At 67.1% G+C, this 25520-nt stretch carries 29 protein-coding genes, 1 tRNA gene and 1 pseudogene; 30 read left to right on the top strand and 1 reads right to left on the bottom strand.

All coding sequences use genetic code 11. The annotated features are described in order from the left end of the window. From rplX to CJ014_RS11970, 23 genes and pseudogenes are all read left to right on the top strand, one after another. A complete protein-coding gene (rplX, locus tag CJ014_RS12080) occupies window positions 1-318 on the top strand; it encodes a 50S ribosomal protein L24 (protein WP_100080734.1) in 318 nt (105 codons plus the stop codon). Continuing rightward, complete coding sequence (gene rplE / locus CJ014_RS12075) at window positions 311-868, top strand: 50S ribosomal protein L5 (RefSeq protein WP_100080733.1); 558 nt, start codon at window positions 311-313, stop codon at window positions 866-868. Before rplX ends, rplE begins: the two co-directional genes overlap by 8 nt. Window positions 869-888: 20 nt before the next feature. Further along, window positions 889-1194, top strand: a complete 306-nt coding sequence (rpsN, locus tag CJ014_RS12070) for a 30S ribosomal protein S14 (protein WP_100080732.1) — start codon at window positions 889-891, stop codon at window positions 1192-1194. A gap of 13 nt (window positions 1195-1207) precedes the next feature. Next, window positions 1208-1603 (top strand): 30S ribosomal protein S8, encoded by a 396-nt coding sequence (rpsH, locus tag CJ014_RS12065; protein ID WP_100080731.1) that lies wholly within the window; start codon window positions 1208-1210, stop codon window positions 1601-1603. 27 nt (window positions 1604-1630) lie between these two features. Next, window positions 1631-2167: a 50S ribosomal protein L6 gene (rplF, locus tag CJ014_RS12060; RefSeq protein WP_100080730.1), complete on the top strand. Its 537-nt coding sequence runs from the start codon at window positions 1631-1633 to the stop codon at window positions 2165-2167. Window positions 2168-2177: 10 nt separating this feature from the next. Beyond that, a complete protein-coding gene (rplR, locus tag CJ014_RS12055) occupies window positions 2178-2537 on the top strand; it encodes a 50S ribosomal protein L18 (protein ID WP_026782408.1) in 360 nt (119 codons plus the stop codon). 30 nt (window positions 2538-2567) lie between these two features. Beyond that, a complete protein-coding gene (gene rpsE / locus CJ014_RS12050) occupies window positions 2568-3146 on the top strand; it encodes a 30S ribosomal protein S5 (RefSeq protein ID WP_100080729.1) in 579 nt (192 codons plus the stop codon). Between the two features lie 66 nt (window positions 3147-3212). Beyond that, complete coding sequence (gene rpmD / locus CJ014_RS12045) at window positions 3213-3416, top strand: 50S ribosomal protein L30 (protein WP_100080728.1); 204 nt, start codon at window positions 3213-3215, stop codon at window positions 3414-3416. Between the two features lie 28 nt (window positions 3417-3444). After that, window positions 3445-3912: a 50S ribosomal protein L15 gene (gene rplO, locus CJ014_RS12040; protein ID WP_100080727.1), complete on the top strand. Its 468-nt coding sequence runs from the start codon at window positions 3445-3447 to the stop codon at window positions 3910-3912. 383 nt (window positions 3913-4295) lie between these two features. Further along, window positions 4296-5630 (top strand): preprotein translocase subunit SecY, encoded by a 1335-nt coding sequence (gene secY, locus CJ014_RS12035; RefSeq protein WP_100080726.1) that lies wholly within the window; start codon window positions 4296-4298, stop codon window positions 5628-5630. Next, the gene (locus tag CJ014_RS12030; RefSeq protein WP_100080725.1) at window positions 5627-6205 is read left to right on the top strand and encodes an adenylate kinase; all 579 of its coding nucleotides are present in this window, start codon (window positions 5627-5629) and stop codon (window positions 6203-6205) included. Before secY ends, CJ014_RS12030 begins: the two co-directional genes overlap by 4 nt. A 323-nt stretch (window positions 6206-6528) precedes the next feature. Next, window positions 6529-6897, top strand: coding sequence for a 30S ribosomal protein S13 (gene rpsM, locus CJ014_RS12025; protein WP_100080724.1), 369 nt, complete (start codon window positions 6529-6531; stop codon window positions 6895-6897). A 252-nt stretch (window positions 6898-7149) separates the two neighbouring features. Further along, window positions 7150-7542, top strand: a complete 393-nt coding sequence (gene rpsK / locus CJ014_RS12020) for a 30S ribosomal protein S11 (protein WP_026782401.1) — start codon at window positions 7150-7152, stop codon at window positions 7540-7542. A gap of 112 nt (window positions 7543-7654) precedes the next feature. Next, a complete protein-coding gene (locus CJ014_RS12015) occupies window positions 7655-8677 on the top strand; it encodes a DNA-directed RNA polymerase subunit alpha (RefSeq protein WP_026791927.1) in 1023 nt (340 codons plus the stop codon). 93 nt (window positions 8678-8770) lie between these two features. Continuing rightward, complete coding sequence (gene rplQ, locus CJ014_RS12010; RefSeq protein WP_100080723.1) at window positions 8771-9205, top strand: 50S ribosomal protein L17; 435 nt, start codon at window positions 8771-8773, stop codon at window positions 9203-9205. Window positions 9206-9336: 131 nt separating this feature from the next. Then, window positions 9337-10761, top strand: a complete 1425-nt coding sequence (locus tag CJ014_RS12005; RefSeq protein ID WP_100080722.1) for a DegQ family serine endoprotease — start codon at window positions 9337-9339, stop codon at window positions 10759-10761. Next, window positions 10758-12074, top strand: coding sequence for a replication-associated recombination protein A (locus CJ014_RS12000; protein ID WP_100080721.1), 1317 nt, complete (start codon window positions 10758-10760; stop codon window positions 12072-12074). Before CJ014_RS12005 ends, CJ014_RS12000 begins: the two co-directional genes overlap by 4 nt. A 221-nt stretch (window positions 12075-12295) precedes the next feature. Beyond that, entirely contained in the window at window positions 12296-13261 is a 966-nt protein-coding gene (locus CJ014_RS11995; protein WP_100080720.1) for a hypothetical protein, read from the top strand. 212 nt (window positions 13262-13473) lie between these two features. Further along, window positions 13474-13548: transfer RNA gene (locus CJ014_RS11990), tRNA-Val, on the top strand. Window positions 13549-13631: 83 nt separating this feature from the next. Further along, a pseudogene (locus tag CJ014_RS11985) lies at window positions 13632-13802 on the top strand (type II toxin-antitoxin system RelE/ParE family toxin); the annotation flags it as partial. 10 nt (window positions 13803-13812) lie between these two features. After that, entirely contained in the window at window positions 13813-14121 is a 309-nt protein-coding gene (locus CJ014_RS11980) for a HigA family addiction module antitoxin (protein ID WP_100080718.1), read from the top strand. Window positions 14122-14320: 199 nt separating this feature from the next. Beyond that, window positions 14321-15370, top strand: coding sequence for a methyltransferase domain-containing protein (locus CJ014_RS11975; protein ID WP_100080717.1), 1050 nt, complete (start codon window positions 14321-14323; stop codon window positions 15368-15370). Between the two features lie 38 nt (window positions 15371-15408). Next, complete coding sequence (locus tag CJ014_RS11970; protein ID WP_100080716.1) at window positions 15409-16596, top strand: FprA family A-type flavoprotein; 1188 nt, start codon at window positions 15409-15411, stop codon at window positions 16594-16596. An 88-nt stretch (window positions 16597-16684) separates the two neighbouring features. Here CJ014_RS11970 and CJ014_RS27845 read toward each other — a convergent pair whose 3' ends face one another. Continuing rightward, window positions 16685-16858, bottom strand: a complete 174-nt coding sequence (locus CJ014_RS27845; protein WP_165790826.1) for a hypothetical protein — start codon at window positions 16856-16858, stop codon at window positions 16685-16687. Between the two features lie 77 nt (window positions 16859-16935). On the opposite strand from CJ014_RS27845, the gene CJ014_RS11965 reads away from it, so the two are divergent. The 7 genes from CJ014_RS11965 to CJ014_RS11935 all read left to right on the top strand — a co-directional run bounded on the left by CJ014_RS11965 (window position 16936) and on the right by CJ014_RS11935 (window position 25520). Continuing rightward, window positions 16936-17784 (top strand): XdhC family protein, encoded by an 849-nt coding sequence (locus CJ014_RS11965; protein ID WP_100080715.1) that lies wholly within the window; start codon window positions 16936-16938, stop codon window positions 17782-17784. A gap of 41 nt (window positions 17785-17825) precedes the next feature. Further along, window positions 17826-20591 carry a molybdopterin-dependent aldehyde oxidoreductase gene (locus CJ014_RS11960; protein ID WP_100080714.1) on the top strand — a complete coding sequence of 922 codons (2766 nt, stop codon included), beginning with the start codon at window positions 17826-17828 and terminating at the stop codon, window positions 20589-20591. 112 nt (window positions 20592-20703) lie between these two features. After that, window positions 20704-23028, top strand: coding sequence for a pyridine nucleotide-disulfide oxidoreductase/dicluster-binding protein (locus CJ014_RS11955; protein ID WP_165790825.1), 2325 nt, complete (start codon window positions 20704-20706; stop codon window positions 23026-23028). After that, window positions 23025-23237 (top strand): DVU_1557 family redox protein, encoded by a 213-nt coding sequence (locus CJ014_RS11950; protein WP_100080712.1) that lies wholly within the window; start codon window positions 23025-23027, stop codon window positions 23235-23237. Before CJ014_RS11955 ends, CJ014_RS11950 begins: the two co-directional genes overlap by 4 nt. Then, window positions 23237-23911, top strand: a complete 675-nt coding sequence (gene trsM / locus CJ014_RS11945; RefSeq protein WP_100080711.1) for a DVU_1556 family methyltransferase — start codon at window positions 23237-23239, stop codon at window positions 23909-23911. The genes CJ014_RS11950 and trsM overlap by 1 nt, the downstream gene beginning before the upstream one ends. Next, window positions 23908-24363 (top strand): DVU_1555 family C-GCAxxG-C-C protein, encoded by a 456-nt coding sequence (locus CJ014_RS27840; RefSeq protein ID WP_100080710.1) that lies wholly within the window; start codon window positions 23908-23910, stop codon window positions 24361-24363. The genes trsM and CJ014_RS27840 overlap by 4 nt, the downstream gene beginning before the upstream one ends. Continuing rightward, window positions 24360-25520, top strand: coding sequence for a DVU_1551 family NTP transferase (locus tag CJ014_RS11935; protein WP_100080709.1), 1161 nt, complete (start codon window positions 24360-24362; stop codon window positions 25518-25520). The genes CJ014_RS27840 and CJ014_RS11935 overlap by 4 nt, the downstream gene beginning before the upstream one ends.

Below are 25520 nucleotides of genomic sequence, written 5' to 3'. Positions count from 1 at the left end.
ATGGCCGCCAAGATCAAGAAGGGCGACAAGGTCGTGGTTCTCGCTGGCAAGGACAAGGGCAAGACCGGTGAGGTCATCGAGGTCCGTCCGTCCGAGAATCGCGCCGTTGTCCGCGGCGTCAACATCGTTCGCCATCATCAGCGCCAGTCGGCCAAGTCCGAGGGGGGCATCGTCGCCAAGGAAGCGGCGCTCGACCTCTCGAACCTCGCCGTTGCCGATCCCCAGGACGGCAAGCCGACCCGCGTTGGTTTCAAGCTGCTCGACGACGGCCGCAAGGTCCGCTTCGCCAAGCGTTCCGGAGATGTGATCGATGGCTGATGCGGTCTACATTCCGCGCCTCAAGCGCACCTACGACGAGACGATCCGCAAGGCTCTCATCGACCAGTTCGGTTACAAGAACACGATGGAAGTCCCGGTTCTCGACAAGATCGTCCTGAACATGGGCGTCGGCGAGACCGTCGCGGACGGCAAGAAGATCAATTCGGCCGTCGGCGACCTGACCCTCATCGCCGGCCAGAAGCCGGTGATCACCAAGGCCCGCAAGTCCATCGCCACCTTCAAGCTGCGCGAGGGCATGAACATCGGTGCCAAGGTGACGCTCCGCCGTCAGCGCATGTACGAGTTCCTCGACCGCCTCATCACCATCGCGCTGCCGCGCGTGCGTGACTTCCGTGGTCTGAACCCGAAGTCCTTCGATGGCCGCGGCAACTATGCCATGGGCATCAAGGAGCACATCGTTTTCCCCGAGATCGAGTACGACAAGGTCGAGCAGGTCTGGGGCATGGACATCATCGTCTGCACCACGGCGAAGACCGACGACGAGGCGCGCGCGCTTCTCAAGGCCTTCAATTTCCCGTTCCGGCAGTGACGAGAAGGGTTCGGATTTAAATGGCTAAGAAGAGCGCCATCGAGAAGAACAAGCGTCGCCAGAAGCTGGTGAAGCAGTTCTCCGCCAAGCGTGAGGCCCTCAAGGCTGTCGCGAGCGACAAGTCGCTGACCATCGAGGAGCAGTTCGCTGCCCGCCTGAAGCTCGCCGAGCTTCCGCGCAACTCGTCGGCGGTGCGCATCCGCAACCGCTGCGAAGTCACCGGCCGCCCGCGGTCTTATTATCGCAAGCTCAAGATGAGCCGTATCGCCCTGCGTGAGCTGGGGTCGCTCGGTCTCATCCCGGGCCTTGTGAAGTCGAGCTGGTAAGGAGAGCGGTCCCATGCCGATGACCGATCCTTTGGGTGATATGCTCACCCGCATTCGTAATGCCCAGATGCGCAAGATGTCGAAGGTGTCGACGCCGGCTTCCAAGCTGCGCAAGAACGTCCTCGATGTCCTGGTCGCCGAGGGCTTCCTGCGTGGCTACGCCGAGGTCGATGCCGAGGGCCGTAGCGAGTTCGAGATCGAGCTCAAGTACTACGATGGCCTTGGCGTCATCCGTACCATCGAGCGCGTCTCCAAGCCGGGCCGCCGCGTCTACGCTTCGGTGAAGAACCTCCCCCGAGTTGCCAACGGCCTCGGCGTGTCGATCCTCAGCACCCCCCGCGGTGTGATGGCCGACCACGACGCCCGCGAGCAGAACGTCGGCGGCGAAGTTCTCTGCCGCGTCTTCTAACCTTCGACTGGAAACGGGTTAAAAACCATGTCGCGCATTGGCAAGAAGGCTGTTCCGGTCCCTTCGGGGGTCACGGCCGACATCGCTGGGCAGACCGTTTCGGTCAAGGGACCGAAAGGCACGCTCAAGTTCGCTCTGAACGAGCACGTCAACGTCACTAAGGCGGATGACGGCTCCATCAAGATCGAGCCGAAGGACGAGACCAAGCTGGCCCGCGCCAGCTGGGGCATGTCCCGCACGCAGATCGCCAACCTGATCAAGGGTGTGACGGTCGGCTTCGAGAGGCGGCTCGAGATTTCCGGCGTTGGCTACAAGGCGGCGCTCCAGGGCAAGACCCTGCAGCTTTCGCTGGGCTACAGCCACGACATCGCCTATCCGGTGCCCGAGGGCATCGCGATCGCCGTTCCGAAGCCGACGGAAATCGTCGTCTCCGGCATCGACGCCCAGCGTGTCGGTCAGGTCGCCGCCGAAATCCGCAAGTACCGCCCGCCGGAGCCCTACAAGGGCAAGGGCGTGAAGTACGCGGGCGAGTTCATCGTCCGCAAGGAAGGCAAGAAGAAGTAAGGGGACGATCATGGCTCACCTCACCGGCAACGATCGCCGCCGCGCCCGCGTGCGCCGCGCGATCAAGGCGGCGGCCAACGGTCGCCTCCGGCTTTCCGTGCATCGCTCGTCGCTGCACATTTATGCTCAGGTTATCGATGACGTTCAGGGTCGCACCCTGGCGTCCGCGTCGACCCTCGACAAGGACGTCCGCGACACTCTGAAGACCGGGGCCAACGTGGCCGCGGCCGCCGTGGTCGGCAAGCTCATCGCAGAACGCGCCAAGGCGGCGGGGGTGACCTCGGTCATCTTCGATCGTGGTCAGTTCCTGTACCACGGCCGCATCAAGGCGCTCGCGGATGCCGCCCGTGAGGGCGGACTCGACTTCTAAGGCCGGTCCCGATCGAGAGAGATAAAGACAATGGCTGAACGTGAACGCAATAACCGGGACCGGGATCGCAACGAAGAGCGCGACAGCGAGTTCGTCGATCGCCTGGTCCATATCAACCGCGTCGCCAAGGTGGTGAAGGGTGGTCGTCGCTTCGGCTTCGCCGCGCTCGTCGTCGTCGGCGACCAGAAGGGCCGGGTCGGCTACGGCCACGGCAAGGCGCGCGAAGTGCCCGAGGCCATCCGCAAGGCGACGGAAGCCGCCAAGCGGGCCCTCGTGCGCGTGCCGCTCAAGGAAGGCCGTACGCTGCACCACGACGTCGCCGGGCGCTGGGGCGCCGGCCGCGTCTACGTGCGCACCGCGCCGGCCGGTACCGGCATCATCGCCGGCGGTCCGATGCGCGCCGTGTTCGAGACGCTCGGCGTCCAGGACGTGGTGGCGAAGTCGCTCGGCTCGTCCAACCCCTACAACATGATCCGCGCTACCTTCTCCGCCCTGGCGAACGAGGATAGCCCGCGGTCGGTTGCCGCCCGTCGCGGTCTCAAGGTTTCGGCCTTGCAGTCCCGCCGTCGCGACATCGACCCGGAAGCTGCGGCGTCGGCCGAAGGCTGATGGATCGAACGGGGGGAGGCCAACCTCCCTCCTCATTCGTAAACTGGCTTTCGTAAGGTGAAAACCATGTCGACCAACAAGAAGTCGAGCAAGACCGTCACGGTCGAGCAGATCTACAGCCCCGCCCGCCGTCCCGCCGAGCAGCGCGCCACGCTGATCGGCCTCGGTCTCAACAAGCTGCATCGCACGTCGACGCTGGAGGACACTCCGGCCGTCCGCGGCATGATCGCGAAGGTCCAGCACCTCATCCGCGTCGTGGACGAGGCCTGAGATACCGCCGGTCGAAAGGATCGATGAAATGAAGCTCAACGAGCTCAAGGATAACGAAGGCGCGAACAAGCCGCGCATGCGCGTCGGCCGCGGTATCGGTTCGGGCAAGGGCAAGACCTCGGGTCGCGGCGTCAAGGGCCAGACCTCGCGGTCGGGCGTTGCCATCGCCGGCTTTGAAGGCGGCCAGATGCCGCTGCATCGCCGCCTGCCGAAGCGCGGCTTCAAGAACATCTTCGCCCTCGATCTCAATGAGATCAGCCTGACGAAGGTCCAGGCCGCCGTCGACGCCGGCAAGCTCGACGCCAAGGCTCCGGTCACCGTCGAAGCGCTGGTGGCCGCTGGCCTGCTGCGCCGTCCGCTGGACGGCGTGCGGGTTCTCGGCGGTGAGATCAAGTCGGCGCTGACCTTCGAGGTCGTCGGCGCTTCGGCGCCTGCGATCGCGGCGGTCGAGGCGGCCGGCGGCAAGGTCACCGTTTCGGTGGCCGCCAAGGCGTAATGACAACGCCCCCGGGGTGAGGCCGTCTTCACGTGATCGTTTTCGCGACACGTGGGATTCGGTGTCTCCCGGGGGCTTATTTCGTCCGCGACTTGGGTCTATATAGCGGACGGTCCGGATTTAGCCCTTGCGCGGTTTGCCGCGCTGCGGCGGTCCGAAACCGGAACAAGGCGCTTCATCGAATCGCTCGAAGGCGCTAGAGCATCGGACCGAAAAGTGGAATCCGGTTTTCGGACAATCCGATGCGACAACAAGGAACTAGATCGTCATCCTGCGTCCGCAAGGACGCACGATGATCTAGGGCCGGCGGCATGACGGGTGGAACGGTCTCGCGGCAGGCGGGGCGGTGCGCCCCGGAGTTCCCCATTCGGGCGGAGTGAGACATGGCCTCTGCGGCAGAACAACTCGCTGCAAATCTGAATTTCGGCGCGCTCGCCAAGGCGGAAGAGCTCAAGAAGCGGATTTGGTTCACCCTTGGCGCGCTTCTGGTGTATCGCCTCGGCACCTACATTCCGCTGCCGGGCATCAACCTGCAGGCGCTCGCCGATGCCTTCAAGCAGCAGAGCCAGGGCATTCTCGGCCTGTTCAACATGTTCTCCGGCGGCGCCGTCGGCCGCATGGCCATCTTCGCCCTGGGCATCATGCCCTACATTTCCGCCTCGATCATCATCCAGCTGCTGACCTCGGTCATCCCGGCGCTGGAAGCGGTCAAGAAGGAAGGCGAGTCGGGCCGCAAGAAGATCAACCAGTACACCCGCTACCTGACGGTGCTGCTGGCCGCCGTCCAGTCCTACGGCATCGCCGTCGGCCTGGAGGGGCAGGGCTCGATCGTTCTCAATCCGGGACCGACCTTCATCATCTCCACCGTGCTGTCGCTGATGGGCGGCACGATGTTCCTGCTGTGGCTCGGCGAGCAGATCACCTCCCGCGGCATCGGCCAGGGCACGTCGCTGATCATCTTCGCCGGCATCATCGCCAACCTGCCGCACGCCCTGGTCGGCATGCTGGAGCTCGGCCGTCAGGGCGCCCTCGCCACGCCGATCATCCTCGCCGTGCTGGTGCTGGCCGTGGCGGTCATCGGCGGCATCGTGTTCTTCGAGCGCGCCCAGCGCCGGCTGCTGATCCAGTATCCGAAGCGCCAGGTCGGCAACAAGATGTTCCAGGGCGAATCGAGCCACCTGCCGCTGAAGCTCAATACCTCCGGCGTCATCCCGCCGATTTTCGCCTCGTCGATCCTGCTGATCCCCGGCACCATCACCGGCTTCGCCGGCACCAATGCCGCCGGCGGCTGGCTGCAGACCTTCGGCACGCTGATGGCCCACGGACAGCCGCTCTACATGCTGTCCTACGCGGCGATGATCGTCTTCTTCGCCTTCTTCTACACGGCCATCGTGTTCAATCCGACCGACACGGCCGAAAACCTCAAGAAGCAGGGCGGCTTCATCCCCGGCATCCGGCCGGGCGAACGCACCGCCTCCTACATCGACTATGTCCTGACCCGCATCAACGTCCTCGGTGCCATCTACCTCGTCGTCGTCTGCCTGCTGCCTGAGTTCCTGATCTCCACCACCGGTGTTCCGTTCTACTTCGGCGGCACGTCGCTGCTGATCGTCGTCTCGGTCACCATGGATACCGTGTCCCAGATCCAGGGGCACCTCCTCGCCCATCAGTACGAGGGGCTGATCAAGAAGAGTAAACTTCGGGGGAAGCGTAGATGAGGCTGATTCTTCTCGGACCGCCGGGCGCCGGCAAGGGAACGCAGGCGCAGAAGCTGGTCGACCGCTACGGCATCGTCCAGCTATCGACCGGTGACATGCTGCGCGCGGCCGTTGCCGCCGGCACCGAGATCGGCAAGAAGGCCAAGGCCGTCATGGACGCCGGCCAGCTGGTGTCCGACGAGATCGTCATCGGCATCGTTTCCGACCGCATTGAAGAGCCGGATGCTAAAAACGGCTTCGTGCTGGACGGCTTCCCGCGCACCGTGGCCCAGGCCGAGGCGCTGGACAGGCTGCTCGCCGACAAGAAGCTGAAGCTCGACGCGGTGATCGAGTTCAAGGTCGACGAGGAAAAGCTCGTCGACCGGATCGTTCGCCGCGCCGAGGAGGCCAGGGCGGCCGGCCAGCCGGTGCGCAAGGACGACAATCCGGAAGTGTTCCGCAAGCGCCTCGAAGAGTTCCGGGCGCTGACCGCGGCGCTGACCCCCTTCTATGCCAGGAGCGGCCTTCTGAAGCCGGTCGACGGCATGGCGCCCATCGAAGAGGTCGCCGGCGCGATTCGTGCCGCCCTCGAGTGAGACGGACGCCCGGCGGGGACCTATGGGTTCCGCTGCCGGGCGATCGGTCGCCGACCGGGCGTTCCGGCGGCGATTTCGGCGATAAACCCGTGTCCGAAAGGTTGACGGAGAGGCCGGTTCCGGCTATGAACCGCCACCTATCCACGGGTTCTTCGTGCGATGGCCCGTAGGCGCTTGTCCATGTGGATCGAGCGCCATGGGGCCTCGCGAAAAACAACCCGGCCGGCGCCGCCTCATCGGGCCGCCGTCAAGACACCGACCTCCACGGCTCGATCGGGGGAGGGAGCGATCCAACAGGGTCGCGACGACAGGAGTGAAGTGAAGTGGCCCGTATCGCTGGCGTCAATATTCCCACCGCCAAGCGCGCCCTGATCGCGCTGCAGTATATCCATGGCATCGGCCCGAGGTTCGCCGGGGAGATCCTGGAGAAGGTCGGCATCGATCAGGCCAAGCGCGTCAACGAACTTTCGGACGCCGAAGTGCTGCAGATCCGCGAAGTGATCGACCGCGACTACGTCGTCGAGGGCGACCTCCGCCGTGAGACCGCGATGAACATCAAGCGCCTCATGGACCTCGGCTGCTATCGCGGTCTGCGTCACCGCAAGGGCCTGCCGGTCCGCGGCCAGCGCACGCACACCAACGCCCGTACCCGCAAGGGTCCGGCCAAGGCGATCGCCGGCAAGAAGAAGTAATTCCGTTTCGTCGGTCCGGCCCTATGCCGGTCCGGCGAAAAGGCTCGGACATGGCGCCGGTTCCGCGAGCGATCGCGGTCGGCGCTTTGTCCATGGTGGAAGGTCCGGCAGGATCGTTCGCCGTTCCGGGCAAGGGCAGGGTGCCCTTGTCCTTAGTCGTTCCGGTGCGCGAGGTTTCTTGTAGAGGCGTGCGCTCCGGTGTAGCCGCTGGCATTACGGCGGTGACGAGATCGAAACGAGAGAGTTGAGAGCATGGCCAAGGAAGCCGCAGGCCGCGTCCGCCGTCGCGAACGCAAGAACATCACGTCCGGCATCGCCCACGTGAATTCCACCTTCAACAACACGATGATCACCATCACCGACGCGCAGGGCAACACCATCTCCTGGTCGTCGGCCGGCACCATGGGCTTCAAGGGTTCGCGCAAGTCGACCCCGTATGCCGCCCAGATGGCCGCCGAGGATGCCGCCCGCAAGGCGTCCGAGCATGGCGTCAAGACCCTGGAAGTCGAAGTCTGCGGTCCGGGCTCCGGCCGTGAATCGGCGCTGCGCGCTCTGCAGGCCGCCGGTTTCCTGGTGAGCTCCATCCGCGACGTTACCCCGATCCCGCACAACGGCTGCCGTCCGCGCAAGCGTCGCCGCGTCTGACGCTCATCCGCGAACGCCCGGTGGCCGAAGGCGCCGGGCATGGCCCGTCAAGGCGGTGGTTCTGCGGGGGATGCGGCCCGCGGCGAACCGCTTCACATGAAAGGGTATCAACGTGAGCATCCAGAAGAACTGGCAAGAGCTCAAGAAGCCGAACAAGCTCGAGGTCATCCCGAGCCGCGATCCGAAGCGCTTCGCGACCGTCGTCGCCTCGCCGCTCGAGCGCGGCTTCGGCCTGACGCTCGGCAACGCGCTCCGTCGTGTCCTCTTGTCCTCGCTGCAGGGTGCGGCGGTGACGGCGGTTCAGATCGACGGCGTGCTGCACGAGTTCTCCTCGATCGGCGGTGTGCGCGAGGATGTTACCGACATCATCCTCAACATCAAGGAAATCGCCGTCCGCATGCAGGGCCAGGGCCCGAAGCGGATGGTCGTGCGCAAGCAGGGTCCGGGCGTCGTCACCGCCGGCGACATCCAGACCGTCGGCGACATCGAGATCCTGAACCCCGAGCTGGTCCTCTGCACCCTCGACGAGGGCGCCGAGATCCGCATGGAGTTCACCGTCGACACCGGCAAGGGCTACGTGCCGGCCGACCGCAACCGTCCCGAGGACGCTCCGATCGGTCTCATCCCGGTCGACAGCCTCTACTCGCCGGTGCGCAAGGTGTCCTACAAGGTCGAGAACACCCGCGAGGGCCAGGATCTCGACCTCGACAAGCTGACGCTGACCGTCGAGACCGACGGCTCGGTGAAGCCCGAGGACGCCGTCGCCTACGCCGCCCGCATCCTCCAGGACCAGCTGGCGATCTTCGTCAACTTCGAGGAGCCGCAGAAGGACACCAAGGTCGAGACCGTTCCCGAGCTCGCCTTCAATCCGGCGCTGCTCAAGAAGGTGGACGAGCTCGAGCTGTCGGTCCGTTCGGCCAACTGCCTGAAGAACGACAACATCGTCTACATCGGCGATCTGATCCAGAAGAGCGAGGCGGAAATGCTCCGCACGCCGAATTTCGGCCGCAAGTCGCTCAACGAGATCAAGGAAGTGCTGGCGCAGATGGGGTTGCATCTCGGCATGGAAGTCCCGAACTGGCCGCCCGAGAATATCGAAGACCTGGCCAAGCGCTACGAAGACCACAACTACTGAGCCGAAAAGCTCGCCGGAGGGCGTGGCTCTCCGGCTCGTTCGAAACAAAACCTGCCCGGCGTGAGCCGCGCGAAAGACAAATAGGAGTAGGCCATGCGTCACGGTAATGCGGGCCGTCGGTTCAACCGCACTCAGAGCCATCGCAAGGCGATGCTCGCCAACCTCGCCATCTCGCTCGTCGAGCATGAGCAGATCGTCACCACCCTGCCGAAGGCCAAGGACCTGCGTCCGATCGTCGAGAAGCTGGTGACCATCGCCAAGAAGGGCGACCTCGCCGCTCGTCGTCAGCTCGCTTCCGAGCTGCAGAACAACGAGATCGCCGCCAAGAAGCTGTTCGACGTGCTCGGCCCCCGCTACAAGGCCCGCGCCGGCGGCTACACCCGCGTGCTGAAGGCCGGCTTCCGCCATGGCGACTCGGCCGCGGTCGCGGTGATCGAGTTCGTCGATCGCGACGTCGCCGCCAAGGGCGCCGCCGACAAGGCCCGCCAGGCCGCCGAGCCGGTCGAGGCCGAGACGGCCGCCGCCTGATCGGCCGGCTTTGCCGAAAGTTGAGCAAGGGGCGGCCCGTCGGGTCGCCCCTTGTTGTTTGGGCGTCCTTCCGTTGCCATATTCGACGGCGTAAAAGACGGCATGTCGAACATGCGCCCCGGAGATACGCGATGCGACCCAACGGACTGTTCCGCCTCATTCTGACTTTCGGCCTCGCGGCCTGCGTGTCCCTGGGCGCGGCGACGGCGGCCGAGCGGGCGGTGCCGGCCTCCGAGGCCGAGGTCAAGCTGTCCTTCGCCCCGATCGCCAAGGTGGCCGGCCCGGCCGTGGTCAACGTCTATTCGACCAAGACCGTCAAGGTGGCGTCGTCGCCGCTGATGGACGACCCGTTCTTTCGCCAGTTCTTCGGCGGCAGCATTCCCGGCATCGGCGGGCAGCGCGAGCGGCACCAGCAATCGCTCGGCTCCGGCGTCATCGTCGATCCCTCCGGGCTGATCGTCACCAACAACCACGTCATCGAGGACGGCGACGAGGTGAAGGTGGCGCTCGCCGACCGGCGCGAGTTCGAGTGCGACGTGGTGCTGAAGGACGAGCAGCTCGATCTCGCCGTGTTGAAGATGCGCAGCCCCAAGGGCGACCTGCCGACGCTGCCGCTCGCCGATTCCGACCAGCTTCAGGTGGGCGACCTGGTGCTGGCGATCGGCAATCCGTTCGGCGTCGGCCAGACGGTGACGCAGGGCATCGTCTCGGCGCTGGCCCGCAGCCAGGTCGGCATCTCCGACTACCAGTTCTTCATCCAGACCGACGCCGCCATCAACCCCGGCAATTCCGGCGGCGCGCTGGTCGACATGGACGGCAAGCTGGTCGGCATCAACACGGCCATCTTCAGCCGCGGCGGCGGCTCCAACGGCATCGGCTTCGCCATTCCCTCCAACATGGTGAAGGTGTTCGTCGATTCGGCCCGGCGCGGCGGCTCGGCCGTGGAACTGCCCTGGATCGGCGCCGAATTGCAGCCGGTGACCTCCGATATCGCCGAAAGCCTCGGCCTCGATCGTCCCTCGGGCGTGCTGATCACCTCCATCCTGCGCAACAGCCCGGCCGAGGAGGCCGGCCTCGATGCCGGCGACCTGGTGGTCGCCGTCGACGGCGTCGAGGTCAGCGATCCGCGCGTCTTCAATTACCGTCTCGCCACCAAGGGCGTCGGCAACGTGGCCAAGCTCACCGTCAACCGGGCCGGCAAGCTGATCGAGGTGCCGGTGAAGCTGACGACGGCGCCGGAGACGACGCCGCGCCAAACGCTGACCATCGACGCGCGGTCGCCGTTCCAGGGCGCGACCGTTGCCAACGTGTCTCCCGCCGTTGCCGCCGAGATCGGCCTCACCTATCGCGGCCAGACCGGCGTCGTCATCACCGCCGTCGCCTCGGGCTCGCCGGCCGACCGCATCGGCCTGCAGCGGGGCGACATCGTACTGTCGGTCAACGGCAACGACATCACCACCACCAAGGTCTTGGCCGCCGCCGCCGGCTCCGACCCGATGTTCTGGCGCGTCGCCATCGACCGCAACGGCCAGATCCTGCGCATGGCTTTCCGATGAGCGACCTGTTCGGCCTCGGCACCACGGATGATCGGGCCGGCCGGCCGCTGGCCGATCGCCTGCGCCCGGCCAGCCTGTCGGAAGTGGTCGGCCAGGATCACTTGGTCGGGCCGAACGGCACCATCACCCGCATGCTGGCCTCCGGCTCGCTCGGCTCGCTGATTCTCTGGGGACCGCCCGGCTCGGGCAAGACCACGGTCGCCCGCCTGCTGGCGCATGAGACCAATCTCGCCTTCGAGCAGGCGTCGGCCATCTTCACCGGCGTCGCCGATCTCAAGAAGCTGTTCGACGCCGCCCGCCAGCGGCGGGCGCTCGGCCGCGGCACGCTGCTGTTCATCGACGAGATCCACCGCTTCAACCGTGCCCAGCAGGACAGCTTCCTGCCGGTGATGGAAGACGGAACGGTGACGCTGATCGGCGCCACCACCGAGAACCCGTCCTTCGAGCTCAACGCGGCCCTCTTGTCGCGCGCCCATGTGCTGGTGTTCAAGCCGCACGACGAGGCGTCGATCGGCCAGTTGCTCGACCGCGCCGAGGCGGTGACCGGCAAGCCGCTGCCGCTCGACGCCGAGGCGAGGGCGGCGCTCGTCAGGATGGCCGACGGCGACGGCCGCGCCGCGCTGACGCTCGCCGAGGACGTCTGGCGCGCCGCCGGCGAGGACGAGGTGTTCGACGCCAAGACGCTGCAGGAGATCGTCCAGCGGCGGGCGCCGGTCTACGACAAGGCGCAGGACGGCCATTACAACCTGATCTCGGCGCTGCACAAGTCGGTGCGCGGCTCCGATCCCGACGCGGCGCTCTACTATTTCTGCCGCATGCTCGACGCCGGCGAGGACCCGCTCTACCTTATCCGCCGGGTGATCCGCATGGCCGCCGAGGATATCGGCCTCGCCGATCCGCAGGCGCTGTCCGTCTGCATCGCCGCCCAGGGCGCCTACGAGATGCTCGGCTCTCCCGAGGGCGAGCTCGCCATCGCCGAGGCTGTCGTCTACGTGGCGACGGCGCCCAAGTCCAATGCCGTCTACACCGCCTTCAAGACGGCGATGGCGGCGGCCAAGGAGTTCGGCAGCCTGGTGCCGCCGCGCCATATCCTCAACGCGCCGACCAAGCTGATGAAGGGCGAGGGCTACGGGTCGGGCTACCGCTACGACCATGACGAGCCGGACGCCTTCTCCGGCCAGGACTACTTCCCGGAAAAGATGGGGCGGCGGTCCTTCTACCGTCCGGTCGAGCGCGGCTTCGAGCGCGAGCTCAGGAAGCGGCTCGACTACTGGGCGCGCCTGCGCCGCGAGCGGCAGGGCGGCGAGAGCTGAACGGGCGCGTTAACGTTGACGCCCGCCCGACGACCGGTCGCGGCCTTTGAGCCCGATTCGGCCCTCCCGGCGGCGTTATGGCGCCGAGGAACGTCGGAATTCGCGGAGTTCCGCCGTTAACCATCTGTCTTCAATGGTTTTTTAACCCGTTCCCTTAAGCTCGAAGTCGGAATTGTGGTGTAGCTTCCTGCCTGAAGCGAAGCCACCGGGAGCCGGGGACAATGAGCGACAGCGAAAAGACGACAGCGCCCGACGCCGCGCCGCTCGACGCGGTCGCCCGGCTGCGCGCCGCCGTCTACGCCGATGGCGGGATCGACAGCGGCGAGGTCCGCCGCCTTTGCCGCCTCGCCGCCGAGGAAGGCTTCCCGACGGCGGCCGGCCGCCAGCTCTATATCGAGGCCCTGACCGACTACGTCGCCCTGCAGACGGCCCCGAGCGGCCACGTCAGCGAGGAGATGGCCCGCTGGCTGATCGGCGTGCTGTCGGCCGACGGCATCACCACCGACCTCGAGGTCGACCTCCTGGTCAACATCATGCGCCGCGCCGATTCCGTGCCGGCCGAGCTCTCCGCCTTCGCGCTCGCCGAGGTGTCGCGGTCGGTGCTGGCCGGCACTGATGACGGCGAGGGGGGCGTCATCTCCGCCGCCGACGTCGAACGCCTGCGCTCCATCCTCTACGCCTTCGGCAACGAGCGGTCGGTCGGCATCAGCCGCGAGGAAGCGGAGGTGCTGTTCGACCTTAACGACCGCAGCCGCGAGGCGGAAAACGATCCCGCCTGGTCCGACCTGTTCGTCAAGGCGATCGCCTCCTTCCTGATGGCCGCGCGCGGCTACACGCTGCTGTCGCGCGAGGAGACGCTCGGCCGCGACGCCTGGCTCGACGCGCCGTCCGGCGGCGTCACCGCCCTGTTCGGCGACATGCTGTCGAGCATGCTCTCCAACGGCCTTCGCGGCGTCTGGTCAGCCTGGCGTCAGCCAGACGACGCATCCTCGAAGCCGATCGAGGCCGACGAGAGCCGCATCCGCGAGGCGGAGGCGGTCACCTCGGAGGAAGTGAAATGGCTGGCCGACCGTATCGGCCGCGACGGCGTGATCCACGCCAACGAAAGGGCGCTTCTCAAGTTCCTGTCCGAGGAAAGTCCGGACATACATCCTTCGCTGCGTACTTTGCTCGACACCGCTGCCTGACCCGGTCGAGAGCGCTTCCCCTACGCAGCGCCCTGCGCGCGGCGCCCGGAGATCCCGCCGGGCGCCGCGAAATTTTTGCGGCCGCATCGCCTTGCCGGCGGTGCCCGACCTCTCCCGCCACCCGCCTCGGGACGATCGAATTTTCGTTTCCATGACGCCTTGACTTGCCCCGCCGAGGGCCCTTATATCGCGCCACCACCGCATGACGGTTCGGGCGCGTAGCTCAGCGGGAGAGCACTTCGTTCACACCGAAGGGGTCACAGGTTCGATCCCTGTCGCGCCCACCATTTGAACGCTGGACATTTCACGGCGTTGGACAGGCCAGACACCAGTCTGGCCTTTGTCTTGTGGGGCAAACGATTCTCGCTCTCTTGACGCCGCGCAACGACCGGAAGACATGAACCTGCCTGGGTTCGGCTTTCATGCCCTGAACGGCTTCAATCCAACCCGCTACACGGTCCACGTCAACGGGCCGTGGTGCATCACCTTCGAGTTCGACGGAGAGGATGCCGCCCGCGTCGATTTCGAGCAGTACCACTGAGAGGTTCGACATGACCGAGTACATCGCCAAGCGAGGCGCCGACCGGTGCCCGAGCCATCCGGGCGCGCTGCTGGACGAGATCATCCCCGCGACCGGCAAGACCAAGGTGGAGATTGCCTCCCTGCTCGGCATTTCCCGTCAGCAGCTCTACGACATTATTCGTGAGCGCAAGCCGGTGTCGCCCCAGGTGGCGGCCCGCCTCGGCAAGCTGTTCGGGGATGGTGCCGGCGTCTGGCTGCGCATGCAGGCCGCCCACGATGCCTGGACGGCCGAGCACGAGGTCGACGTATCGGCGATCCCGACGCTCAGGGTGGCATGAGGCATTTGCCCGGGGGTCGGGGCTGATATCGGCTAAGCCTTTTTGTTTTCAGGCATCGCACCGAAAGGGCCGAGTCGCGTCGCCGACAGGTCATTTTCGTGCCTTGTCCTCTTCGTGACAGACCCGCTTCCGTTCCGGCGCGATGATCTCGGCTGGAGCTCTCCGGCATTTGGCGGCCGGGGCGGCAGTGGAGGTCGTGATGGAGGAGATGGCGGCGGCCGTTCGCGACTATTACGGAACCCGATTGACCGGGAAGGGCGATCTCAAAACCGGCGCCTGCTGTTCCACCGACCGGATGTCGCCGAGGTTGCGGTCGATTCTGGAGACGATCCACCCCGAGGTGGTGAACCGGTTCTACGGCTGCGGCTCGCCGATGCCGGACGACGTCGACGGCCTGACGGTGCTCGACCTCGGGTGCGGCAGCGGCCGCGACGTTTTCATGCTGTCGGCTCTGGTCGGAGAAAGCGGCCGGTCGATCGGCGTCGATATGACCCCCGGGCAACTGGCGGTCGGCCGCGCCCATCAGGCCGAACAGGCCCGCATCTTCGGCCATCGGGCGTCCAACGTCGGCTTCCTCGAAGGCCGGTTCGAGGATCTTTCGGCCATCGGCATCGCCGACGGATCGGTGGACGTGGTGATCTCCAACTGCGCCCTCAACCTATCCATCGACAAGGCAAGGGTATTTGCCGAAATCCGGCGGGTGCTGAAGCCGGGCGGCGAGTTGCTGTTCTCCGACGTCTTCGCCAGCCGCCGCCTGCCGGCCGAGGTCGCGGCCGACCCGCTGCTGGTGGCCGAGTGTCTGGGCGGCGCGCTCTACGTGGAAGACTTCCGCCGCCTGATGGCGGCGACCGGCTGGCTGGATTTCCGGCTGCTCGCCAAACGGGCGATCGCCATCGGCCACCCCTACGCCGAACTCCTGGTCGGTCCGACCACCTTCTGGTCGATGACGGTCCGGGCCTTCAAGCTCGACGGTCTCGAGGACTGCTGCGAGGACTACGGTCAGGTGGCGACCTATCTCGGCACCATGCCGGACGCGCCCGCCGCCTTCGTCCTCGACGATCATCATCGCTTCATCGCCGGCAAGCCAATGTTGGTCTGCGGCAACACGGCCGCCATGGTCGGCGAAAGCCGCTTCGGGCGGCATTTCCGCGTCGATGGTGACCGGACCAGCCATTTCGGCCGGTTCGACTGCGCCCCATCCGGGGCGGGCGCCCGGACCGAGGTGGCGCCGACTTCGGGCTGTTGCTGAGCCCGTCCTATCCCGCCGCCGAATGAAAGGTCGCTGAGATGATCCCGCAGAAGATAACTGATGGCATCCACTCGTACCGGGCGATCGATTGGGACCGCGAGCTCTTCGATGAGCTGGTCCCCTTGCCGGAAGGCACGACCTACAACGCCTATCTCGTCGAAGGCAGCGAAAAGACGGCGCTGATCGACACCATCTATCCGCCGAAGACGGCCGAGTTCATCGCCGCCATCCGGAAATCCGGCATCGGGCGGATCGACTATATCGTCGCCAACCACGCCGAGCAGGATCACTCGGGCTCCATCCCGGCCGTCCTGGAGCTTTTCCCCGAGGCCAAGGTGGTGACCAACGCCAAGTGCAAGCGCTTCATCATGGATACGCTGCCGGTCGAGCGCGAAGCCTTCATAACCGTCGGCGACGGCCATAGCCTGTCGCTCGGCGACAGGACGCTGCAGTTCCTGATGACGCCCTGGGTCCACTGGCCCGACACCATGGTGACCTACGTTCCGGAATCGCGCATCGCCTTCACCTGCGACTTCCTCGGCGCGCACCTCGCCACCACCGACCTCTATGCCGACGACGAGGCGCGGGTCGAGACGGCGGCCAAGCGCTACTATGCCGAGATCATGATGCCCTACCGCTCCTTTTCGAAGGAGGCCGTCGAAAAGGTCGGCGGGCTCAGGCTCGACTTCATCGCGCCCAGCCACGGGCCGGTCTACGCCCGTCCGCCTTTCATCCTCGACCTCTATCGATCCTGGGCCTCCGACGAGCCCAGGCCCTTCGTCGTCATCCCCTATGTGTCGATGTATGAAAGCACGGCGCTGATGGTCGCCTACCTCGCCGACCGGCTGGTGGAACGCGGCATCGCCGTCAAGCCGATCAACGTCGTCGATCTCGACACCGGCGAATTTGCCATGAGCCTGGTCGAGGCGTCGACCGTGGTGTTCGCATCGCCGACGGTGCTGTCGGGGCCGCATCCGGGCGTCGCCTACGCGGCCCTGCTCGCCAACGTGCTCGGCCTCAAGGCCAGGTACGCGGCGGTGATTGGTTCCTTCGGCTGGGAAGGCAACCTGCCGGAGGTCATCCGGTCGATGCTGCCGAAGCTGAACGCCACCTTCTTCGATCCGGTGATGGTCAAGGGCCTGCCGCGCGAAGCCGGCTTCGCCGAGCTCGACCGTCTCGCCGACGACATCGCCGCCGCGCACGCCGCCCGGCCGGTGGCGGCCTGATCGCGCCGCCGCCGCAGGACCGATGGAAACGCGGAGCCGGGAGGTCGTCGACCGGTTGCGGCGGCGACTTCTCCATGCGTGCTCCTACTCATCCGGTGACCTGCTCGGGCCGGAACGCCGGCAACTGGCGGTTTTCCGCCATCGCGCTCCCTTGATCCCCGTTCGAACCGGCCAGACCGTCGTGCAGGCGACAGCGATTTTCATGCCGCGAGTCCTGCATCGGACAGATTTCGCCCTGGAGATGGCTGACTCTGGCCAGCATGGACGACGCCCGGCGCCGCCCCTTGGGAGGAGGGGCCGTCCGGGAGTGCCGCGTCCTGCAGACCGCCGGAGGACGACATGGACATCTACAAGGAACTCATTCGGGAGCGCGATGCCGGCCGCCGTGCGGCGCTGGTGTCCATCGTCACCCAGTCGGGATCGACGCCGTCGGCGACGGCGGCCAAGATGCTGGTGCGGGAGGACGGGACGATCGCCGGCACGGTCGGCGGCGGCGCGGCCGAGGGCAGGGCGATCATGGTCGCCCGCGAGGTCATCGCAACCGGCCTGTCGCAGATGCTGGCCATCGACCTCCACAAGAACCCGACGCTCGATCTCGGCATGATCTGCGGCGGCAATCTGCAATTCTACATCGAGGCGATCATGCCCAACCGGACCGTCTACATTTTCGGCGGCGGTCACGTCGGCCTGATGACCGAAGTGATCTGCCGGACGCTGGGCTTCGAGACGGTGGTCGTCGACGACCGCGCCGAGTTCGCCAATCCCGAGCGCTTCCCCGCCGCCGCCGGCACCCATGCCGGACCGCTCGCCGAGACCACGGCCCATCTGTCGCCCAACGCCTCGTCGCTGGTGTTCATTGCCATGCGCGGCCACGCCCTCGATCAGGAGGCGCTTGCCTGGTCGCTCGGCACGCCGGCCGGCTACATCGGCATGATCGGTTCGAAGCGCAAGGTGCTCACCGTCTACAACAATCTCGTTGCCGCCGGCTTCGCCCCGGAAGCGTTCGGCCGCGTCCACGCCCCGGTCGGCCTCGAGATCGGCGCCGAGGGGCCCGAGGAGATCGCGGTTTCGGTGACCGCCGAAATGATCACCCACATCCGGGGCGCCGGCAAGGCCTGCCCGCTGACGCGGACCATGGACTGGTGTGGGTCCGTGGAGGAGGCGGCGCCTCTCGCCGCCGTCGGCTGAACACCGGCGCCGGAACCGACAAGACGGCCTAGGAGGAAGACATGAAACGCATTTCCCTCAACGTGAATGGCGTGGAGCGCTGGGTCATTGCCGATCCGAAGCGTTCGCTCGCCGACGTGCTGCGCGAACAGATGATGCTCACCGGCTGCAAGGTCTGCTGCGACAATGGCCAGTGCGGCTCGTGCACCGTGCTGATCGACGGCAAGCCCGTCCGCGCCTGCGTGACGCCGATGGAGAAGCTCGCCGCCAGTGCCAGGATCGTCACCATCGAAGGCATCGGCACGCCCGAGAATCTCCATCCGCTGCAGGTCGCCTGGATGGCCCACGGCAGCGCCCAGTGCGGCGTCTGCTCGCCCGGCTTCATCATGTCGGCCAAGGCGCTGCTGGACAGGAACCTCAACCCGACCCGCGAGGAGGTGCGCGCCTGGTTCCACCGCAACCGCAACCTCTGCCGCTGCACCGGCTACAAGCCGCTGATCGACTCGGTGATGGATGCCGCCGCCATCATGCGCGGCGAGAAGACCATCTACGACATCATGCCGAAGCCCAAGGAGGACGGCTCCATCCTCGGCACCGAATATATCCGTCCGTCCGCCGTCGCCAAGGTCACGGGCACCTGGGACTTCGGCGCCGACGTCGCGCTCAAGATGCCGTCTGGCACGCTGCGCCTCGCGCTGGTGCAGGCCGAGGTGAGCCACGCCCTCATCAAGGACATCGACACGGCGGAAGCCGAGAAGATGCCGGGCGTCGAGCGGGTCATCACCTGGAAGGACGTCGGCGGCAAGAACGCCATCACCGGCCTCATCACCTTCCCGACCAACAAGGGCGACGGCTGGGATCGTCCGATCCTGTGCAAGGAGAAGATCTTCCAGTTCGGCGACGCCATCGCCATCGTCGCCGCCGATACCGAGGCGCATGCCCGCGCCGCCGCCAGGAAGGTCAAGGTCGACCTCGAGGTATTGCCGGCCTACATGTCCGGCTTCGCGGCCCTGGCGCCCGATGCCCTGGAAATCCACCCCGGCGTACCCAACGCCTATTACGAGCAGGGCGTCGTCAAGGGCGCCGACACCGGGCCGCTGATGGCCAGCGCCGCCGCGCTCGTCGACATCACCACCTACTGCTCGCGCCAGCCGCATCTGCATCTGGAGCCGGACTGCGGCGAAGCCTTCGTCGACGACGACGGCGTGCTGACCATCCTGTCGAAGTCGATCGGCGTGCATCTGCACCACGCCATGATCTGTCCGGGCCTCGGCATCCCGCCCGAAAAGCTCCGGCTGATCCAGAACCCGACCGGCGGCACCTTCGGCTACAAGTTCTCGCCGACCATGGAGGCGCTGCTCGGCGTCGCCGCGCTGGTGACCAAAAAGCCGGTATCGCTGGTCTACGACCAGTACCAGAACATCACCTACACGGGAAAACGCAGCCCGGCCAACATCAACATCCGCCTGGCCTGCGACAGGAACGGCAAGCTCACCGCCATGGAAACCGACTGGTGGCTGGATCACGGCCCCTATTCGGAGTTCGGCGACCTGGTGACCTTGCGCCAGGCCCAGTTCACCGGCGCCGGCTACCACCTCGACAACATCCGCGGCAGGGGCCGGACGGTGGCGACCAACCATGCCTGGGGCTCGGCCTTCCGCGCCTACGGCTCGCCGCAGTCCTTCCTCGCCTCGGAAATCGCCATCGACATGCTGGCCGAGAAGATGGGCGAGGATCCCTTCGAGTTCCGCTACAAGAACCTCTACAACGAGACCTCGACCACCCCGACCGGCCAGAAGCCGGAAGTGCTGGTGCTGCCGCAACTGTTCGACATGCTCCGGCCGAAGTATCACGAGGCCAGGCAGCGTTGCGCCGAGTTCAACGCCGCCCATGCCGACAGGAAGCGCGGCGTCGGCGTATCGCTCGGAATCTACGGCTGCGGTCTCGACGGCCCCGACAGCTCGGAGGCCCGCGTCGAGATGACGCCGACCGGCTTCATCGTCCATTCGGGTTGGGAGGACCACGGCCAGGGCGCCGACCTCGGCGCGCGGACCATCGCCCATGAGGTGTTGCGTGCGGCCGGCGCCAAGCCGGAGGACGTCGGGCTGGTCATGGCCGATACCTTCGGCCCGAACGGCGGCCCGGCCGGCGGCAGCCGCTCCAACGTCTTCTCCGGCAACGCCATCCGCGTTTCCGCCGAGATGATGCTCGCCGCCATGAAGAAGCCGGACGGCGGCTACCGCACCTACCAGGAGATGGTCGCCGAGAACATCCCGCTCGCCTACGACGGCAAATGGGTGGCGGCCGCCTGCACCGACTGCTCGCCCGACACCGCCCAGGGCAGCCCGTTCCCGATCTACATGTACGAGGTGTTCCTGCCGGAGGTGGAGGTCGATCTCGAGACCGGCGAGACCAAGGTGGTCAAGTTCACCACGTCGGTCGACGTCGGCACCATCATCAACAAGGCGACGGTGGACGGCCAGATCTACGGCGGCCTCGCCCAGGGCATCGGTCTCGCCCTGACCGAGGACTTCGAGGATCTGGAGCTGCACACCAACCTCAAGGACTGCGGCATCCCCTATCCGAAGGACGTGCCCGACGACATCGAGATCCTCTATCTCGAAACGCCGCGCGAACTCGGGCCGTTCGGGGCGGCCGGCGTCGGCGAGGCGCCGCTCACCGCGCCGCATCCGGCCATCCTCAACGCCATCAACGACGCCTGCGGCGTGCGGGTGTTCCGCGTTCCCGCCCTGCCGGAGGTGATCCTGATGGGGATCGAGGCCAAGGCCGGCAAGCCGGTCGCCGAATCCGAGCTTCAGCACAACTGAGGTCCGACAACCGGGGAGCCCTCCCGCCCACTCCCCGAAAATGCGGGCGGCCCGTCCTTCTCCCGGGCCGCCCGTAGCCAATTCGAGACGAGAACGGCGCATCGAGACCATCATGGATGGCGATCAGGTCAAGGCCTGGGAAGCATTGTGCATCGAGGAGCAGCCGCCGGCCTGCAGCGCCGCCTGTCCGCTGCATGTCGACGCGCGCGCCATGGCCGAGAAGATGGCCGCCGGCGATTTTACCGGCGCCATCGCCCTCTATGCCCGCGTCGTGCCTTTCCCGGCGATCGTCGCCCATATCTGCGAGCATCCTTGCGAGACCGTCTGCCGGCGGGCGGAGGCCGGCGGCGCCGTCCGCATCGGCGCGCTCGAACGGGCGCTGGTCGAGGAAGCCTATCCGACCGTCCGCCGCTCCGCCCAGCGGGCGCGCAAGCCGAAGGCCGTCGCCGTCGTCGGCGCCGGCCTCGCCGGGCTGACCGCCGCCTTCGACCTCGTCATGAAGGGACACGCCGTCACCGTCTTCGAGGCGGACGCCCAGCCGCTCGACCGCCTCCACCGCGACTACCGGCCGGCGGTATTGCCGCCCTCGGCGATCGAGGCGGACGTCGGCGCGCTCATAAAGCTCGGCGTCGACATCCGTTGCCGGCAACGGATCGGCGGCGACGCTTCCCTGTCGCTCGACGCCCTGATCGCCGACCACGACGCCGTGCTGATGGCATCCGGACCGGGACCGGCGAGTGCCTTCGCCGCCACGCTCCGGCTCAACGCCAGCGGCCGCATCGAGGTCGACCGCGAAACGCGCGCCACCTCGCACCCCAAGGTGTTCGCCAGCGGCCTGCACGACGGCTCGGAGGAGGGCTGGTCGGCGATCGGCTCGGCGGCGGACGGCCGCCGGGCGGCCGGCTCGATCGACCGCTTCCTGCAAGGGGCGTCGCTCACCGCCAGCCGGGGCGGCGAGGCGGCGGGGAGCTGTCTCTACGTCGAGGTCGGCAGCCACGCCGCCATGCCGCCGGTCGAGGCGGCCGATCCGGCCGCCGGCTATGGACATGCCGAAGCAATCGCCGAGGCGGCGCGCTGTTTCCCCTGCCACTGCCTCGAATGCGTCAAGGCCTGCCCCTATCTCGCCCACTACAAGACCTATCCCAAGCGGGCGGTGCGCGAGATCTACAACAACGACTCGATCATCATGGGCAATCGCAAGTCCAACCGGATGATCGACAGTTGCGCCCTGTGCGGGCTGTGCGAGACGCTCTGCCCCAACGATCTCGCCATGGGCGAGGTCTGCCTCGACGCCCGCCGGAGCATGGTCGAGCGCGGCCATATGCCCGCCTCGCATCACGATTTCGCGCTGCGCGACATGGCCTTCAGCCGCTCGGACGAGGTGGCCTTCATCCGCCACCAGCCGGGCCACGACCGGAGCGCCGTGCTGTTCTTTCCCGGCTGCCAGTTGCCGGCCTCGGCGCCGCGCCAGGTCGAGGCGGTCTACCGCCATCTCTCGGAGCGTCTTCCCGGCGGGGTCGGCTTCATGCTCGACTGCTGCGGCGCGCCGGCGCACTGGTCGGGGCGCCTGGCGCTGCACCGGGAGGTGCTCGATCACCTTCGCACCGTCTGGGAGGAGCAGGGGCGGCCGCGCGTCGTCACCGCCTGCTCGACCTGCCTGAAGCAGATCGGCGAATTCCTGCCGGACATTCCCGTCGCCTCGCTGTGGACGGAGCTTGTCGCCGTCGGCCTGCCGGACGTCGTGGCGCCGAGACCCGTCGCCGGACCGCTCGCCATCCACGATCCCTGCACCGGCCGGCATGCCCATGCAGTTCAGGCGGCGGTGCGGTCGATCGCCGCGTCGCTGGGCGCCGAGGTCCGCGAACTGACCGGCGCCGAGAAGACCACCTGCTGCGGCTATGGCGGCCTTGCCTCCTTCGCCAATCCCGAGGTCGGCAACGCCTTCGTCGACCGGCGGATCGAGGAGAGCGACGACGATTATCTCGCCTATTGCGCCATGTGCCGCGACAATTTCGCCCGGCGCGGCAAGCGCGCCCTTCATCTCATTGACCTGGTCTTCCCCGACGCCGACGATCCGGCGGCACGCCCCGATCCCGGCTTTTCCGGGCGCCGCGACAATCGCCAACGGCTGCGCCGGCGCCTGCTGCGCGACCTCTGGGGAGAAAGCATGAGCGATCCCGTTCCCATCCCACTCGTCATGACCGACGCCGTCCGGGCCGACATCGAGCGCAAGCTGCTGCTCATCGACGATATCGCCGAGGTGATCGCCGAGGCTGAGCGCACCGGACGCGCGCTGAAGGACCGGGCGAGCGGCCATCTCACCGCCTCCGGCCGCATCGGCACGGTTACCACCTGGGTCGAATACCAGCCGACCGACGCCGGCTTTGTCGTTCATCGCGCCTACGGCCACCGCATGCAGGTCGAGGTGAAGCCATGACCGGCGTTTCCGGTGGCATCCCGGTCCCCGATTTGATCTGTGCCCGCTGCGACAAGCCGCTGGAAATGCGCAAGGTCGAGGCGAGCTACCTCGGCCAGACCTTCCCGGTCGAGCTGCCTTGCTGTCCGTCTTGCGGCTTCGTCTATGTCTCCGAGGATCTCGCCTACGGCCGCATGCTCAAGGTCGAGCAGGCGCTGGAGGACAAGTGATGGCGAAATCCTCCGTCCTCCCGGGTCTGTTCGGCTGCGGTTGCGTCGAGGGCGCCGACGGTAAGTGGCTGCGGCCCGGCGACGGGGCGATCGTCAGGGAGCTGTTCGCGCGGTCGGGCCTGCCCCTCGGCGCCTCGGTGCTCGATGTCGGCTGCGGCGCCGGCGACAGCCTCGTCTGGCTTGAAAGGCACGGCTTTGTCGGCATCGGCATCGATCTCGACGAGAGAGCGTTGGCGATCGCCGCTTCGCGCGCCGTCTCGGCGCTGTTCCATGGCGACGGCGTCCGCCTGCCGTTCGCCGATGCCGGCTTCGACGCCGTGCTCTCCGAATGCAGCCTGTCGCTGATGCCGGATCGCCGCGCGGCGCTCGCCGAGTGGGCCCGGGTGCTGAGGCCGGATGGACGCTTGCTGCTCGCCGACGTCGACTGGCCGGGCCGCGACGGGCGGGACGATCTCCGCGAGGACATCGTGGCCGCCGGTTTCGTCATTCTCCACGACGAAGACAGGTCGGACGTGTTCGCCGGCTTTGTCGCGCGCTTCATCTTCCGTTACGGTTCGCTCGACGCGTTGTGGGGCGACCGCGCCGCACAAGTGGCCGGCCGGCCGCGCTATCGGCTGTTCGTTGCGTCGCGATCCGCCGAACCGGCGCCACCGACAGGGAGGGCGAACCCATGAGCGAGGAGTCCTTCCGCGTCGCCGAATTGCTGCTCGACGACTTCAAGTGCAGCCACATCCTGATGCGGCTTGCCCTCGAGGCGCAGGGGCGCGACGATCCCGGCCTGGTCCGGGCCATGTCGGGCCTGGCCCTGGGCATGGGGCAGGGCTTCAATTGCGGCGCGCTGTCGGCCGGCTGTTGCGTCATCGGCTATTACGCCGGACGGGGCGGCGACGGCGAGCGCGAGCATCCCGAACTGGGGGCCATGCTCGACGATTTCGCCGGCTGGTTCAACGCCGCCGCCACCGGCCAATATGGCGGCATCGACTGCGCGGAGATCATGAAGTTCGACGAGACGCTGAAACGGCAACGCTGTCCGGCGCTGATCATCGCCGCCTGGGACAAGATCAGGGAAACGCTCGCCGATCACGGCGTCGATATTGCGGCGGTGCCGCCGGAGGAGAAGCCGTGAACGACCCGATCGAGTCCCTGCCGCCGAACATGGCCGTCGTGGTGCTGGCGGCCGGCTGGTCGTCGCGCATGGGCGCGTTCAAGCCGCTGCTGCCGTTTGGCGACGACACCGTGCTCGGGCACGTGATGTCGACCATCGCCGAGGCCGCCATCGGGGAGACCTACGTCGTCGTCGGCAACGAGGCGGCGCGCATGGTGCCGGCCGTCGAGGCCCGCGGCGCGGTGGCGGTGGTCAATGCCGCCTTCGCCGACGGCATGATGTCGAGCGTCAAGGCCGGCATCGCCGCGTTGCCCGACAGGGTCGGCGGAGCGATGATCCTGCCGGTTGACGTGCCGCTCGTCAGGGCCGCCACCCTGGCCCGGATCGCCGCAAGCGCCGGGGACGGGGAAGCGGCCGTTCTCCGCCCGACCTTTCGCGGTCGGTGCGGACATCCGCCATTCATTCACCGGCGCCTGTTTGCCGAAATCCTCGCCGCGCCGCCCGAGGCGACGCTGCGCGACATTATCGGACAGCACCGGCAGGACGCTCGATCCGTCCCGGTCATCGACAGCGGCGTGTTGCGCGACATGGACTATTCCGAGGACTACCGCCGCCTTGCCGCATCGCTGCCGCACCGCCGCCACCCCGACCTGGCGGAATGCGAGGCGATGCTGGAGGCCGCCGGCACGCCGGAGCCGACCCGCCGCCATTGCGCCGCCGTGGCGCGGCTGGCCGTCGAGATCGCCGGCCGGCTGGTCGCCAACGGGGTGCCGATCGATGTCGATGCCATCAGGGCCGGCGCGCTGCTTCACGACATCGCCAAGGGCGAGCCCGACCACGCGGCGGCGGGCGCCCGGCATGTCGCCGGGTTCGGCTTTGCCGATGCTGCCGAAATCGTCGCCGCCCACATGGAGATGGCGTTCGAGCCGGGACAGCCGATCGACGAACGCCACCTGGTGTTTCTTGCCGACAAGCTGATCAGGGGCGAACGGCGCGTCGGCCTTGAAGAGCGCTTCGCGCCGGCCTTGACGGCATTTGCCGGCAATCCCGCCGCCCTGGCCGGGGCGTTGCGCCGCCGGGCCGCCGTCGCCGCCGTGCTCGCCGCCGTCGAGGCGGTGATCGGACCGCTCGGCCACATGCCGGCCGCCGGCAGTCCCGTAGCACCGGTGGGGGACTGA

It is taken from the genome of Pleomorphomonas carboxyditropha, assembly GCF_002770725.1.
GTDB lineage: Bacteria > Pseudomonadota > Alphaproteobacteria > Rhizobiales > Pleomorphomonadaceae > Pleomorphomonas > Pleomorphomonas carboxyditropha.
The sequence above is the reverse complement of the archived record's forward strand: the minus strand, read 5'-3'. Positions and strand labels throughout refer to the sequence as shown.

Excerpts from the sequence above, each read along its gene's own strand:
- rplE (WP_100080733.1), top strand. The coding sequence starts at position 311 with ATGGCTGATGCGGTCTACATTCCGCGCCTCAAGCGCACCTACGACGAG.
- CJ014_RS11965 (WP_100080715.1), top strand. The coding sequence starts at position 16,936 with ATGGACATCTACAAGGAACTCATTCGGGAGCGCGATGCCGGCCGCCGT.
- CJ014_RS12000 (WP_100080721.1), top strand. The coding sequence starts at position 10,758 with ATGAGCGACCTGTTCGGCCTCGGCACCACGGATGATCGGGCCGGCCGG.
- secY (WP_100080726.1), top strand. The coding sequence starts at position 4,296 with ATGGCCTCTGCGGCAGAACAACTCGCTGCAAATCTGAATTTCGGCGCG.
- CJ014_RS11970 (WP_100080716.1), top strand. The coding sequence starts at position 15,409 with ATGATCCCGCAGAAGATAACTGATGGCATCCACTCGTACCGGGCGATC.
- CJ014_RS11980 (WP_100080718.1), top strand. The coding sequence starts at position 13,813 with ATGACCGAGTACATCGCCAAGCGAGGCGCCGACCGGTGCCCGAGCCAT.
- rplX (WP_100080734.1), top strand. The coding sequence starts at position 1 with ATGGCCGCCAAGATCAAGAAGGGCGACAAGGTCGTGGTTCTCGCTGGC.
- CJ014_RS11960 (WP_100080714.1), top strand. The coding sequence starts at position 17,826 with ATGAAACGCATTTCCCTCAACGTGAATGGCGTGGAGCGCTGGGTCATT.
- rplR (WP_026782408.1), top strand. The coding sequence starts at position 2,178 with ATGGCTCACCTCACCGGCAACGATCGCCGCCGCGCCCGCGTGCGCCGC.
- rpsK (WP_026782401.1), top strand. The coding sequence starts at position 7,150 with ATGGCCAAGGAAGCCGCAGGCCGCGTCCGCCGTCGCGAACGCAAGAAC.
- CJ014_RS11975 (WP_100080717.1), top strand. The coding sequence starts at position 14,321 with ATGGAGGAGATGGCGGCGGCCGTTCGCGACTATTACGGAACCCGATTG.
- CJ014_RS12030 (WP_100080725.1), top strand. The coding sequence starts at position 5,627 with ATGAGGCTGATTCTTCTCGGACCGCCGGGCGCCGGCAAGGGAACGCAG.
- rplQ (WP_100080723.1), top strand. The coding sequence starts at position 8,771 with ATGCGTCACGGTAATGCGGGCCGTCGGTTCAACCGCACTCAGAGCCAT.
- CJ014_RS12005 (WP_100080722.1), top strand. The coding sequence starts at position 9,337 with ATGCGACCCAACGGACTGTTCCGCCTCATTCTGACTTTCGGCCTCGCG.
- CJ014_RS27840 (WP_100080710.1), top strand. The coding sequence starts at position 23,908 with ATGAGCGAGGAGTCCTTCCGCGTCGCCGAATTGCTGCTCGACGACTTC.
- rpmD (WP_100080728.1), top strand. The coding sequence starts at position 3,213 with ATGTCGACCAACAAGAAGTCGAGCAAGACCGTCACGGTCGAGCAGATC.
- rpsE (WP_100080729.1), top strand. The coding sequence starts at position 2,568 with ATGGCTGAACGTGAACGCAATAACCGGGACCGGGATCGCAACGAAGAG.
- CJ014_RS11950 (WP_100080712.1), top strand. The coding sequence starts at position 23,025 with ATGACCGGCGTTTCCGGTGGCATCCCGGTCCCCGATTTGATCTGTGCC.
- trsM (WP_100080711.1), top strand. The coding sequence starts at position 23,237 with ATGGCGAAATCCTCCGTCCTCCCGGGTCTGTTCGGCTGCGGTTGCGTC.
- rpsN (WP_100080732.1), top strand. The coding sequence starts at position 889 with ATGGCTAAGAAGAGCGCCATCGAGAAGAACAAGCGTCGCCAGAAGCTG.
- CJ014_RS11995 (WP_100080720.1), top strand. The coding sequence starts at position 12,296 with ATGAGCGACAGCGAAAAGACGACAGCGCCCGACGCCGCGCCGCTCGAC.
- rplO (WP_100080727.1), top strand. The coding sequence starts at position 3,445 with ATGAAGCTCAACGAGCTCAAGGATAACGAAGGCGCGAACAAGCCGCGC.
- rplF (WP_100080730.1), top strand. The coding sequence starts at position 1,631 with ATGTCGCGCATTGGCAAGAAGGCTGTTCCGGTCCCTTCGGGGGTCACG.
- CJ014_RS27845 (WP_165790826.1), bottom strand. The coding sequence starts at position 16,858 with ATGCTGGCCAGAGTCAGCCATCTCCAGGGCGAAATCTGTCCGATGCAG.
- CJ014_RS11955 (WP_165790825.1), top strand. The coding sequence starts at position 20,704 with ATGGATGGCGATCAGGTCAAGGCCTGGGAAGCATTGTGCATCGAGGAG.
- rpsH (WP_100080731.1), top strand. The coding sequence starts at position 1,208 with ATGCCGATGACCGATCCTTTGGGTGATATGCTCACCCGCATTCGTAAT.